General features: G+C 50.2%; 9 protein-coding genes. 2 read left to right on the top strand and 7 right to left on the bottom strand.

Annotated elements, in window-relative coordinates; all coding sequences use genetic code 11:
• Positions 1-80 precede the first annotated feature (80 nt).
• Complete coding sequence (locus GYMC10_RS31050) at positions 81-1,532, top strand: DHA2 family efflux MFS transporter permease subunit (protein WP_036659517.1); 1,452 nt, start codon at positions 81-83, stop codon at positions 1,530-1,532.
• A gap of 52 nt (positions 1,533-1,584) precedes the next feature.
• On the opposite strand, the gene GYMC10_RS31055 is transcribed toward GYMC10_RS31050, so the two are convergent.
• The 5 genes from GYMC10_RS31055 to GYMC10_RS31075 all read right to left on the bottom strand — a co-directional run bounded on the left by GYMC10_RS31055 (position 1,585) and on the right by GYMC10_RS31075 (position 5,333).
• Positions 1,585-2,163 carry a TMEM175 family protein gene (locus GYMC10_RS31055; protein ID WP_015738060.1) on the bottom strand — a complete coding sequence of 193 codons (579 nt, stop codon included), beginning with the start codon at positions 2,161-2,163 and terminating at the stop codon, positions 1,585-1,587.
• A gap of 645 nt (positions 2,164-2,808) precedes the next feature.
• Positions 2,809-3,249 (bottom strand): SRPBCC family protein, encoded by a 441-nt coding sequence (locus GYMC10_RS31060; RefSeq protein ID WP_015738061.1) that lies wholly within the window; start codon positions 3,247-3,249, stop codon positions 2,809-2,811.
• Between the two features lie 4 nt (positions 3,250-3,253).
• Positions 3,254-3,694 (bottom strand): SRPBCC family protein, encoded by a 441-nt coding sequence (locus tag GYMC10_RS31065; protein ID WP_015738062.1) that lies wholly within the window; start codon positions 3,692-3,694, stop codon positions 3,254-3,256.
• Positions 3,691-4,197, bottom strand: a complete 507-nt coding sequence (locus GYMC10_RS31070; protein WP_015738063.1) for a MerR family transcriptional regulator — start codon at positions 4,195-4,197, stop codon at positions 3,691-3,693. Before GYMC10_RS31070 ends, GYMC10_RS31065 begins: the two co-directional genes overlap by 4 nt.
• A 215-nt stretch (positions 4,198-4,412) precedes the next feature.
• The gene (locus GYMC10_RS31075) at positions 4,413-5,333 is read right to left on the bottom strand and encodes an alpha/beta hydrolase family protein (protein WP_015738064.1); all 921 of its coding nucleotides are present in this window, start codon (positions 5,331-5,333) and stop codon (positions 4,413-4,415) included.
• Between the two features lie 251 nt (positions 5,334-5,584).
• Here GYMC10_RS31075 and GYMC10_RS31080 point away from each other — a divergent pair, with 251 nt between their 5' ends.
• A complete protein-coding gene (locus GYMC10_RS31080) occupies positions 5,585-5,962 on the top strand; it encodes a MarR family winged helix-turn-helix transcriptional regulator (RefSeq protein ID WP_251502094.1) in 378 nt (125 codons plus the stop codon).
• 253 nt (positions 5,963-6,215) lie between these two features.
• On the opposite strand, the gene GYMC10_RS31085 is transcribed toward GYMC10_RS31080, so the two are convergent.
• Together GYMC10_RS31085 and GYMC10_RS31090 are read right to left on the bottom strand one after the other, a co-directional pair.
• Complete coding sequence (locus tag GYMC10_RS31085; protein WP_015738066.1) at positions 6,216-6,995, bottom strand: class B sortase; 780 nt, start codon at positions 6,993-6,995, stop codon at positions 6,216-6,218.
• An 18-nt stretch (positions 6,996-7,013) separates the two neighbouring features.
• Entirely contained in the window at positions 7,014-13,496 is a 6,483-nt protein-coding gene (locus GYMC10_RS31090) for a carboxypeptidase regulatory-like domain-containing protein (protein ID WP_015738067.1), read from the bottom strand.
• Positions 13,497-13,884: the final 388 nt, after the last annotated feature.

The raw sequence follows: 13,884 nt of genomic DNA on the forward strand, positions 1-13,884 counted from the left end.
ATAGGAATCGCTCTTCAATGCTGTTAAGATATATTTTATTGACACTGTGTCGAAAAAGCAATGAAGAGAGGACCGCAGCCATGCAAGAAGACATAAAGAACATAAATAAAGGGATATTACTAACCATCTTAATCCTTGGTTGTTTCTTATCCACGCTCAATCAAACGCTGTTAAATGTCGCCTTAAGCAATCTAATGGATGTATTTGATGTCACGGCAGCCACCGTCCAATGGATTTCAACGGGATTTATGCTGGTCAACGGGATATTGATCCCGATTACGGCCTATTTAATGAAACGCTTTACCACGCGGCAATTATTTATAAGCGCCATGTCGTTTTTATTGATCGGTTCAGTCATCTGCGCGGCGGCGCCAAGCTTTGTTGTGCTCTTGTTAGGACGGATGGTCCAAGCAGCCGGTGCAGGAATCGTGATGCCCCTCATGATGAGTGTTGTGCTCGCCATCTTTCCCGTTGAAAAACGCGGCAGTGCTATGGGGCTGCTGGGACTGGCCATGATTTTCGCTCCGGCCATTGGGCCGACGCTCGCGGGATTTATTGTCGAATACCACTCTTGGCGGTGGTTATTTATCGGTCTCATCCCACTTGTCATCATGGTCATCGCATTGGCATTCAAATATTTGGTCAATGTCTCCGAAACGGCCAAGTCAAAGCTTGATGTGGGAAGCGTTCTTCTATCAACCATCGGATTCGGCTTTATTTTATACGGCTTCAGCAGTGCAGGCAGTAAAGGCTGGGACGATGCCATGGTCATCCTGTCCTTAGGCATCGGGATCGTGGTCACGGCCATATTCTGTATGCGACAAGTCAAGTCCGATGATCCCCTGTTGAACCTATCTGTCTTCAAAAACAAAATCTTTACGTTAACGTCCCTAATTAACGTATTAGTCACGATGTTGATGTACGCGGACATGATCTTACTGCCTATTTATCTGCAGGATGGTCGTGGTTTTACGGCATTCGATGCAGGACTGCTCTTATTGCCGGGTGCGGTTGTCAATGCGCTGATGTCACCCGTCACCGGCAGGTTATACGACCGATTCGGTGCGAGGCCGCTGTTCATCATTGGTTTGCTGTTTATTATTCCATCCATGTGGGCGGTAACAGATTTATCTGAGTCGACCACGTATATGTATTTGATGATTCGTACCATTGGCCTGCGGATCGGATTAAGCTTCATTACCATGCCGCTCAATACGGCCGGTCTCAATGCGCTGCCCAAACACCTCGGTACGCACGGTACCGCGGTGAACAATACCGTTCGCCAAATAGCCGGCGCCATTGGTACTGCCGTTGTGATCACGATTTATACCGTGCAAGCAACCAGCCATGCAGCTGATGTGATGCAGAACAATCCTACAACGACTGCTGAGCTCCTTAAATCCCTTACTTCCATTTTAGGGGCAAGCGACGCCTATTCCTTCATGATGATCCTGGCCGTCATCGCGTTAGTTATCACATTATTTATGCCGATGAAAAGTAAAACCAGGATCGAACAAAAGCAAGCGCTATAAACCAAAAAAGCTCTTCGAAGCCCGCCCGCATGCGAGAATCGAAGAGTCTTTCTTATTGGCTTCTCAGGGCATGCTCGATTCGCTTATCGGGCATGAACCAGATTACGGCAACAAGTACGAAAAAGAAGCCGGATATCCAAACACTCACATATGCGGTCAAGGCCGCCGTCAAGTAGAGTAAAGGAGAGAGTTTCCCCTTCCGATTTTTACCCATCGTTCCAACGAATGAGGAATCGCCGGAATGCTGGTTCATAATCATGCGCTGAAGCAGCCAGTACGAGAGCGCAGCTAGGAATAGAATGATCCCGTACAGCGCCGTGGGTGTAGGTGCAAAATGGCTTTCCCCCATCCAAGCTGTCGTGAAAGGCACAAGGGATAGCCAGAATAGGAGCAGCAAGTTGAGCCACATCAACCTTCCGTTCATCGTTCGAACCATATGCAGCAGGTGATGATGATTGTTCCAGTAGATGCCGACATAGACGAAACTGAAAATATAACTAATTATTTTGGGGCCAAGCTCGACTAGCGCATGCCAGTCATGGCCTTCCGGCACTTTGAATTCCAGCACCATGATCGTAATAATAATGGCCAACACGCCATCGCTGAATGCTTCCATCCGATTTGCTTTCAAATCGTCTCACCTTTTCCCCTCGCAACATATGTCTCTTATTCCATTATAGAGATCGTTTGTCCTGAGTCTACCTACTTTTCACCTGAATTTTCAGGTCGGCGAACAATAAATCATGACCACCCGTCCGAGCTCGCACTTCAATCCTATACAGCTTATTGGAAGGATCAAAAGAAAAAGGGGATAGTACCGCAAGAGCTTGAGCCTGAACTTCTAGCACTGGCATTAACCGCTCTAACGACGTATCCCATTATCTTCAGCAATATTGCCAACATCATTACTGGAGTCGAGTCGACTGACCCCGAATTTCAAGCGAGATGGTCAACATTTCTTACCAAACTAAGTGAATATATTTTAACAAGTAGCGACTGAAGGTTGCGATAGCCGGCTAATATCGGTTATATAATTCTTCGATACCCGACTTTAAGCGAGAGCATTCAAATTCGGTTGTGCTCACGGCTCAGCTGACGGAGAAATCAGCAAAGGAAGATCCGCCTTGATAGGCGCTACAGATCTCTACCGGTGCCTTCCGTTACTAAAACAAAAATCGCCGTCCGATTCCCCGGCAGGGATCGTGAACGGCGACCATTTTAGAGTCATCACCTAGGCAGCAGTCATTTCGGGTCAATGCGATATCACTTTACAAAGCTAGTCGGCCAATTCCGCCAGCACCTTGCCAAGTCGGTCAAGCAGCTGTTCATTAGCTTCTACGCAGATGGGCTTAGCTTTTTCAAAATCCTCTTGTTTCTTGAAACGTTGACGGAAGGTGACCTTGGTGCGGCCATCGAAGCCCTCAAAGGTAGCCGTCACCCGAAATTCGTGAACGTTTAGATGATCAATCACGACCCGCTCCGTCGGCACGAACTCAACAAAGACATTATGGTTAGGATAATCCACGCCATCCGGTCCGTGCATGGTGAACTTCCACGTACCTCCCGGCCTCATATCGCACTCGTGAAACGTATTGCTGAAGCCTTTGGGCCCCCACCATTTTGCTAATAAATCAGGGGTTGTCCATGCCCGATACACAATCTCCTGCGGGACATCGTACTCGCGCGAAGCGATAAATTCATTCTCACCTATGGTCATGTTCCTACTCCCCTTCTACTACCTTGCCCAGTGTCTCCAACATGATGTTAGTCCCGTGTTCCCGTATTTCTGGCGTATCGTGTCCGTCAAAGAATGCACCTTGCTCTGTGAAAATCAACTTCGTACCACCCTCTACCTTGATAAGCTCGACCGTTGTGATCGAGACGGAGACACGTACGTCACCTGAATCCAATGTGTACGTATAGACAATACGCTGCTCTGGAACAAGCTCCTGGTAGCTGGCATCGAAGGTAAAGACCGGCCCTTCCGGCGGCCCGCCGCGGCTGTACTCCCGTCCCCCAACCTGGAAATCGAAGATCTCCGGCTTCGAAAACCACTTGGCTTTAGCAATCGGGTCGGCCCATGCTTGATAAACCCTCTCCGGTGTAGCCGCATAAATCCGTTCTACGACGAAGGTTCCATGCTTGACGAATCGTTCGTTCATTCATTTTCCTCCTTATGTTTCGAAATTCCATTCTCTTCGGCAAGAAAATCTCCCAACAGGTCCAAATGTCGCTCCCAACCCGTTTGCCGCTCAATGACCGGTTTCTCAAATCTCATCTTCATCGCCTGCAGAAGGCTCGTGAAATCTTCAACCGTTAATTCCGCCTTGCCCTGCATAAGCTTGGATACATATCTTAGCTGCTCCAATAGTTTCTGCTGCAGTTTAATCTGTTCTTTGATTTGGTCGATCTGCAGTTCCACGATCTCAAGCGGACTGATCTGCCCGCCATTCAAGGCCGATTTAATCTCCTCCAGAGATAATCCCAGCTCCTTAAGCGATAATATCTGGTGCAAACGCGACAAATCCGATTCATTGTACAGCCTGTGGCCGGATTCCGTTTGCCCCGACGGAGAGAACAACCCGATTTGATCATAAAACCGCAGGGTTCGGACGGTAAGCCCCGTCAGCTTGGCGAGATCCCCGACCTTCCAATGTCTCTTCATGAACCATCTCCACTCTTTGGCGCTAGCTATGTACCGGTAGCTCTATTGTAAAACATTACGTTACGTAAGGTTCAAGTGAAATCGTGACGCTCTGCCAGAATTTTTGGCTGTCCTAATTTTGAATAGTCCAAACTTGTAACAATCCTCCAGAATAGAAACAGCCTTTGCTAATTCCCAGTGTTAGCAAAGGCTGTCTATCTCATTTTCTACTTCCCTTACTTGGACTCAATACGCCCCAGCGGGATGGCGCTCTCTTCCAGAGCTGCACAAGCTGCCGACCAGCTGGAATCTTCAAGGTCGAGCGCGTTGCGAAGGTAGGCCAACGTGAGCCGCTGGATCAAGGCAACTCGTTCGGGGCTCTCATCCGTCGTCTCCGCGACGCTATAGCCGGAGATCCCGCCGAGCGAGTGCTCTGCCCCGAAGAGAGTGAGCAGGCTCTTGCTGCCCGTGCTCAGGAAGTACGGGTCGGTGAACCAGTCCGGCCCCCGAGTGGACAGTCTGGACTGGTCATGGTCCCCCGCTACCACGAGGGTCGGCGTGCTCATCTCCGCGAAGCTCGGGTTCATGAAGGGAAAGTGCTCTGCCGCGAACGGACTCAAGTCAGCTCCACCCTTGCCAGTCGTGGCAAGCAGCACGCCCGCCTTGATGCGCGAGTCGGACATATCCTCTCCCGGCTCGCCGTTGTGATCGAGGACTCGCGCGCCGAGCAGCATGCTCACCGTCTGGCCTCCCCAGGAGTGGCCGGCTGCGGCGATGCGGCTCCGATCGAGGCGCCCACTAAGACCGGGAACGGAAGCTTCGATAAGATCAAGCTGATCGAGGATGCGCTTCAGGTCCTCGACTCGGAAACGCCAGATCCGTGGCGTGCGGGGATCGTCAGGAGGAAGGTTCAGCGTCCTCGAGTCGAGATGAGTGGGTTGAATGACCACGAAGCCGTGAGCAGCCCAGTAGTCGGCCAACGGGCCGTAGCCGTCCAGCGACCAGCCAAAGCCGTGCGAGAAAACAATAATAGGCAATTCACTTCCTGCCGCGGGTGCAGACACTCGCACTTGCAGATCCTCGCCGCGCCCTGGTGCCGATAGAACTACCGGTTTCACCGAGATGACCGGAGCAGACATACTAATGTTGATTTCCATAATAGATGTTCCTTTCTTGGAGAAAGATTGGCCCAACCGTTGAAGGGAAGAAGCGGTCAAGCAGTATCCTGATAAAAACCGAATTTACAGGTTGATGCGTCAACCAAAGTAACGATAACACATTGTAGTTGACACGTCAACCATGCTATGATGTTCCTATGGATAAGAACGAGCTGAACGAAGAGGAAATGCGAATATGGCACATGTGGAAAGGCTCCTTTCAGAGCATTTTCGGTCGTGTCATAAAAGAGATGTCTGAGCATACAGGACTATCTGAGGGTGATTATGGGGTATTGGATCGGTTAGACCTCTTGGGGAACGGAAGCCTTCGCCAACAGGAATTGGCCGACTCGATGAACTGGGATAAGAGTCGATTGTCACATCATCTGACGCGAATGGAAAAACGCAGACTTGTGATGAGGAAACCATTAGACACGGATCGTGGTGTCCAAGTCGTCATCACTCCCGCCGGAAAATCGGCATTGGATGATGCCCGTCCCATAGTCTCCAAGGCAATACGCAAACATTTCCTTGACCAATTAACGGATCAAGACATTGAGTCGATTACGAAGCTTGCGGAAAGGACAAAATCAGGGTCTTCAGCGTCTTGTGAAGCCCCGTCGACATGACCGCGTTTTTAAGATTCATGAAGTGGATAAGTGGATCGGTACTCAATGAAAGAAAAGAACTCTCCAGGTTTGGAGGGTTCTTTCATTTTTTATCCACATACTTCGCCCATATCGACAGTACGCTGGTATTCCGCCTAGTAGACGTTATTGTGCGCTTGTGCGTCGATTCCGTTTTTGCTTCCGGGCAAAAAAAACCGCGTCCTCCAAGGGAAGAACGCGATATAAAACAACTTGATTTCCTGTTTCAACATCGTCATAAACGCTTTCGGGCGACCACCGCTAACCGGCCGTTTTCGGTCGAGTACTCGCACGTGGACAGTACAATAAGCTTGTCGCCATACCGGGCTGTTACGCCCGTGTCATAAAGAGCGAGTTTTTTGATGTTGTGAACATACGAATCGAACTCGGCGGGCGTACTTACATTCTCAATCTGGTAGTATTTAAAAACGTCGTCCGATTTGCGATAAACTTGTGACAGAATGACGGCAACAATCTCATACTCTTCCTTTTCGTAAAGCGTGCTGAACTGGAACGTGGCATGCTCTCTATAAAAGCTTTCGTTCTTGTACTTCATTAAATCTTTAAACATCCAGCCGCTTTTCATGTGATGGCCATGAATCAGCAAAATGTCCGAACCATTGGTCCGGCTATGCGCGTCCAAAAAGGGGAGGCCGCCTTGGTTTTCCTTTTTATCGAAATCATGATTGAGATAGTAATCCGCATCCTGTGGATTCTGCATGACCGGGTACTCAATTCGGGTGCCGTCCATCTTCAGCCAGCCGACGATGTCCGAGTTCCTCTCGTAAAGCTCTCGAAATTCGGGAAGCATGACCGGCTCATTCGCCTTATTGAACAAAACGGAGGGGGATGCAGCCCCTCCGCCTTTGTCCGACCCTTCCTCCCAAGCTGTTGCCAGCTCTTCGATTTTCTGCTGCTCCGCATAATCCCGCAAGAGAGTTCTCGAAAAATTAAAGAGCGAAAATACCAATACAAGGAAAGAAACGGCGATAAGAATTTTTTTGGTTTTGCTCATTTCTTACCGCCTTTCCGGTCACTGGATGTGCGTTTTCTTTTTGTTACCGAGTAGACAGAGCCCGATCGTCATCAAGGACATCAGCGCCAAAGCCAGATAGAAGATTGGCGACACGCTGTTGTCTCCGGTTTTCGGAGCATCGTCCAGCTCGTTAATTCCATTGCCCGCACCCTTATCGGCCAAGTCGCTGACATCAGGCACGTTGTCGTTGTTATTCCCATTGTTGACGTTGCCAGGCTCGGAATTGCCAGGCTGGTCAGGAACAGGGCTGACAGGGCCTGGATTCTCCGGCTCTGGAACAGGGTTAACAGGACCCGGATTCTCCGGCTCCGGGGCTGGGCTGACAGGACCTGGATTCTCCGGCTCTGGGACTGGGTTGACAGGACCTGGATTCTCCGGCTCTGGGGCTGGGTTAACAGGACCTGGATTCTCCGGCTCTGGGGCTGGGTTAACAGGACCTGGATTCTCCGGCTCTGGCGTTGGAGTAACTGGGCCTGGATTCTCCGGCTCTGGAGCTGGGTTGACAGGGCCTGGTCCGCCGCCGGTGTTGATCGGCTTCATCGGCACATCGTATTTCACAATGTCGAAGTCGACAGAAATCGTATCACTTCTGTGCGTCTCGTATCCGTCCTTCGTTACGATCAGATAATAATCCGCTTCAGGAAACACCATATATGCATAGAAGCCATTTGCGTCGCTATCCTGCTCCGGGCTCTTGTTGTCATGCGGCGCAAAATTCGGAACCGGAGGAAGCGTTACCTTCGTATCCGGAGTACGGCCTTTATCTCTGTTCCGCTGTGTATCCGCATAATACAGTGTCACTGTGGCTCCTTCAATTTTCTTGCCAGTGACGGCATCACCTGTCGTTTCATCATAAACCGTACCGTAAGGGTCGACCAATGCCTCGGAAATATTCAGCTCTCCGTTAGCCTTCACGTCCAGCTGCGTTACTTTGAAGAGCAGTTCCTCGCCGGTTTCAGCTTGATAGCGAACTTCCATGGTGTACTGCTGCGCACTCAGCTGTTCGTCTTCTATGGAGAAGGTGCCTTTCGAAGCCAGCGGGAACGCCTTAGGACGACCGTTCTCCTGAATATATTTGCCGTCCTTGTCCTTCAAGTAGATGCGCATCTGACTGGTAAGCGAAGGGTTGAACAGCTCTGTTGTTCCGTCCATCTGCTTGAACAGAACGATCCCTACGGCCGTAATATCCGCCGGCACGGTCTCGCCTGTCACACTGCTGTCCACATTTGCTTTTTGCGTGAATTCGATAGGCACTTCTTTTCCGCCTACCGTGTACACCTTCGTATACGTGATCGTATAGTCGGTATCCGCCTCGGCAGGGACGGAATATTCACCCTTCTCATTCGTCTGAATCGTCTGCTTCTCACCTGACTTCAGATTGGTCACCGTGATGGATGCATTCGGAATGACTTCTCCTGTGTTGTTGTCACGCAGTATGCCTTCCAGATAAGGGCGAATATTGACAAAATGCGCTTCAGCCTTTGTTTTCTCCGGAATGGTGCCTGTGTGTTCCAGACTTTCAGGATCCGTCACATAGCCGTCCTTCGAATAATCATCCTGGGTCACCGTATACTTGAGATACGTCGGAAGATCTTCGATAACGAGCGTCTGACCGTCGGTAAGCTCGAAGGTATCTCCGCTCGTGATCGTTCCTGTGCTGCCGTCCGACTTCTCATAAGCGTAGGATTTGTCCGCTCCCTCGCCTGTGAAGGTGAGCGTGTACTTGAACGGCTTCGTCTTGTCGTTGTCTTTGCCTTCAACTTTGTTGCTGATGATCAGGCCGCCTTCGATAACTCGCACGTTCGTGAATGGAGCAGCTTCATTCTTGCCCTCCATAATCCCGGTATAATGCCGTTCGATAGGCAGGGTCACGTATTCGTCCGTTGTGTAGTCTTTCTGCGTCACTGTGTATTTCAGATCCTTAGGCAGACCCACAACTTCCAGCTTCTCTCCATCCTTAAGGGTGAAGGATTCGCCAGACTTGATCGTGCCCGGTGTACTCGTCGCGCCGTCCGACTTCGTATACGCGTAGCTTCCATCCTTGCCTGCTTCTTCAAAGATGACAGTGTACTCGAACGGCTTCGTCTTGGCGCCGCCATTGCCCATGACCGTATTGCTGACGGTCAGCTTGTTTACGATCCGATCATTGATGAAGTCTGCATTGCGATCGGCCCCTGCCATGATTCCCTCATCAGACAATCCTGCAGGGGTGGTTGCGTAGCCGTCGTTCGCGTAACCGTCCTGGGTGATCATATACTTCAAATTTTCTGGTAGATCCTTAATTATAATGATCTCACCATGTTTGAGCTCGAAGGTATCGCCGGATTTGATCGTGCCGGTCGTGCCGTCTGAATGCTCGTAATTGTAAGCTTGACCTTTACCTGCACCGTCGAAGATCACCGTGTATTTAAACGGCTTGTCCGGTTCTGCGCCGTCCCCCGTGACGGTATTGCTTACGGTCAGATTGTTAACGTAGCGCTTGTTGACGAAATCCGCCTTATGGTCGCCTTTATTCACGATTGTACCGGAAAGCTCTCTTGTCTCCGGCATGGTCATGTAACCGTCAACGGTCGTATAATCCGCCTCGGTTACGGTATAGGCCAGATCCGCGGGCAGGGCCGGAAGGACAACAGATTCCCCATGCTTGAGGATAATCTTGTCTCCGCTCTTGAGCGTGCCAAACGTATTATCCGGCTTCTTATATGTGTACTCTCCGTCCTCGCCCTCGCCGGTGAAGGTCACCGTGTATTCAAAAGCTTTAGAAGCATCGCTTCCGTTGCCTTCCACTTTATTGCTGATGGTCAGTTTACCTTGGGCAGGCGTAGGTACGACCAGCGGATTTTTACTATCTACCAGATTGCCGTCCACCCAGATAGGGTTAAATGGTGTACTGGACACACGCACGTTATAAACTCGCTCGGTAGGCAGATAGGTCGTCTCGTCGATCCAGGTTTCTTTCAGATCGTACAGCCCTACCTCAACATTAAAAATCAGCTCGCCTTTGCTGTCGGTAAATCCCTTGATCGGATCGCCATTCTTGTCGCGAGCTACCGAACCGTCCTTGTTGTACAGCGTAAACTCTACGCCTTGCAGCGGCTTGCCGTCCGGATCGACCTTTTTCAGCATCAGAATAGGCTGCCATCCGGCGCCTCCGCTAATATCCGCACTTTCTACCATGTATTCTGCATGGCTGCCGACATCCTTGGCGGCATCGTCGCCCATCATCTGCACATTGTTGCCGGCTTTGTCGCCGACACCCAGTACAGTGCCGTCGATTTCAGTTTGGTAGACGAACAGATACAGCTTGTTCGGGTTCGCCATCTTGAAGGTCAGAGTCGTTGTCCCGTCTGTCTCCTTGTTCGCCTCCACCTTGACCTCGCTGTCTGGAGCGTACAGATCAAGAGCCTCACCATCCTTCGCCAAAGCTCCGCTAGCCGTTAGCTTGGCAGGATAGACCGCCATATCGGGAGCCCGGAGTGAGAGTCGGTCAAATTCATCATTGCGCAGTTTAAGTCCTTTGCCTAACGTATCCTGCAAGTAGGCGGTATCCTTCACGGTAAATGGCGTGGCATATTCCACGGTCCACTCCAGCACGCCAGGCGCTGCTTTTTTCACAGTTTTGTTTATGGACTTTGACGGAGGAACGATGACTTTACGTTGAATGGGCGTCTTGTTATCCCGCTCGACGTCGACTACCGTATCCTCGTCTCCCCATTTGATGCGCAGCTCCGCCTTGTTATATACCGTCTGTTCTGTCTGACCGGCATCGGCATAATGCTTGAGGGTTGCCGCCGTTGGACCCGCCTTCACCAAAATCACGTAAGGCTGTTCCAACTTCGTAAAGCTAAATGTCCCCACGTTGCCTGCGGCAGAAAAGCTTACCAGATTTTCGGGATCGGCAATAGGTACAGCAGGTGCAGTAGCGTCGACCCTTAACCCATAATCGGCTCTTGCCCCTTTATAAATCTCAAATGCTTTCCCCTCGGAATAAGGTTTAAACTCCCAGCCTTCGGGGAGTATGTCGACCACCTGAATATTTTGTGCGACATGCGTGCCGCCATGCTGCGCCATTTCCTCGGTTTTGATTCCGTTGGCATTGACCGACAGACGGAAGGTTACGGAATTGGTCGACCGGTCATAGGCCGCTCTTGTCCAATAGTCCTTCTCATTTCCAGAGTAGATAAAACTGTTGACCTGATTTGGCGCAACATTATCTTCCACGCCGGTTGTCGGATTCGCCGGTTTTGACGCAAAGAGCATCCCCTTGGATAGCATTCCGCTGTTGAAAGCGTTAGCGTTCGAGCCTGCACCCATTACATAAGTTCCAGCGTCGAACAGAGATACCTGATTATAGAAATTACTCCCTAAATTGTGTGCAAAGTGCTTCCAGTTCGTCAAGAAAGTATTAAAGGTATACGTATGTACCTTTTCTCCGGTTGTAAGGCTGGTGACGGCCAGAATATCGGCGACTGCCTTGCCATCTTGGGTAATGGTATAGACTTTTTCAGTTAACCCATCGGCAGAGCTAAAGGAACCCGGCTTATACCGCTGCCAGTACCTTGGATTTGCCGTACTTTTGGTTCGTATTGCTGTCAAGAGTTCCGAATCGATGGGCGGACTGACCTGAACGTTATTCCAGTCTATGTCGCTTCCATCTCCATACACGAGCAGGTCATAAATGTTCCCGTCCGGCATCGCGTCCAGCGGCTTAACGGTCACCTTCCATCCTAAAGTACCTGATGTCAAATCACCGCCGTTGGCCGTCTTGCTCAGGCTATTGGTCGCTTTGTTGACCGTTGCCTGGTCTGTTACCCCGATATCGTTGTTTTGCCCGTTCCCGTCTGTCTGATCCAGATTCCACTTGGCGGTAGCCTTGTTAGTAAAGCTAGTTTGAGTGCCGGTAATGTCGGTGACAATGACCAGCCTCACCGGGCCTTCCACTTGTCCGAAGGAATAGACATCGTCTGCGGGCCTTGTCGTAATCGTATTGATATCCGACCATACATTTGCTTCAGACTTCTGAAACGTTGCCGACTTGAAGGAGAGCCCTACAGGGATGATATCCGTTATTGACAAGTCTTGCAGAGGCTTCCTGTTGTATTTGCCATTATGGTTGACCGTAATGGTCCATGTGATGGTGTTATCCTTGTAGTTCTGCACGCCGTCCTTCTGAATCCAGACGGGCTTGAGCGCAACAGTCCACAGATTACTTGTTGCCAGCTCCGTATTGTCCGCTTTCAGCAATTTTACTGCGCTTGTTGCCGTACCAGTTGTTGCACCATTGCTTACTTGTTGTGTTGAGCTGAAGTCCCAGCTACTATCATTATACCGATATTGTTTGTAATATTTTTCCTTCGGGATCCAGGTTTCGAAGTTGATGGTTGCCGTATCGCCGATATTGTCAGGGAAGGTGTAGGTCAGCTCGCTCCCGTTATAGTTCGGCGTTGCTCCTGTCACGACGTTGTTGGCGGCATCCTTTACCTCGAAAGAACCTGTCACATAATTGCCTACATTAGTCAAATCATTGGAAAATATCGTTCCGTCCAGCGGCAGCTTGATGTTCACGTCGTCCATATCGGTAGCTGTGATGATCGCTTCCCATTTAACTTTGCCGGCTTGGAAATCGGTGCTGGATATCTCAACCCTGCCTCGCTGCTGCGTATAGCTCACAAAGCTGTCCGTGTTACTGTTGGAGCGTAAGCTGATGTTATACTTCGCTGTAACTTCCGGGTTTTCCAGCATGTAGCCGCTCCCGAATAAGGCGAGGGGCTTCGTCGTGCCGTAGCCCATTCCCGCCACATCGGCCTTAGCCGTGGTGTCAAAGCGGAAGTAAACATTTTTCCCTTGGAGGAATAAGCTATCATCGCCGTCAAAAACGACCTTGATGCTGGTCTCGGTGAAATAGGCGGTGCCCAGCTTGTAGTTTTGCCCGAACAGGGTGACGTTCAGAACTGTTGTGGCGTTCGTCAAGGTTACGCCCTCGAACCAATCCGCTTGCGTTAACTCAATGAAGTCGCCTTTTTGGATGTATGTGTTCGGTTCATTCACATCAATGCCTTCATCGCTCCGCATCGGCACACGGAGACTTTCCGACGTGATTGTAAAAGTCTGCCTGCCGTTGATCTTGTCAACGTTCGGGTCGTAGCCAGGGGCTGTAGTAGACTTTATCTCACTCGAAGGAGCCCCTTGGGAAACCGTCAGCGGAAAAGGGTCATTTTTACCCATAAATAAACTCGTCTTATCCGTTGGCCCAGCCGCTAAGGCCATCGGGGCGGAAGCCGGCACATCGTACACTGCCTCAGTTACTGACGTCGGTTCGTCCGCGCTCGGCAAATCCGCTTCGATAACAGCCGCCGGCCCGGAATCGCTTGGCGCGCTATCCGCATATCCAGTGACAGAGAATGCCACCGTCTGCAAGACAAGCATGATTGCCAAGCATAAAGAGAGTATTGCTTTACCTATACTGCGTTTTCGTTTCAAGAAACATTTCTCCTCCATTCCCGAAACTGCTGAAATTTAGCGACAGTAAGATCATCGACCCGATTACGCTCAAGTCGAGTAGACATCTTCCGTTTGCTTAATCCCAGCAGCCCTTTGCATCATCGAAATCTTGCGGAGTTCCCTCCTTTTATACCTCCTCCCTTATTCCGAATTTCCACACTTTCTTTTTCATAGTTTAAAAACCTAATCTCTACAAAATCTCTACAATGTGAAGAAGTGCCTCTCTTTACAAATCTCAATAATAGATTGGGAGGGTTATCATGAGGGAGGATATTCCTGAAACGATCTCAGTTATCGGAACGGAGGCTTGTTCAAAAAGTAATAAGTTTACTTGCGGAGATAAAAGAAAATGAGCCCGTATCATTAC

The sequence above is a fragment of the Paenibacillus sp. Y412MC10 genome, assembly GCF_000024685.1.
Classification (GTDB): Bacteria; Bacillota; Bacilli; order Paenibacillales; family Paenibacillaceae; genus Paenibacillus_AQ; species Paenibacillus_AQ lautus_A.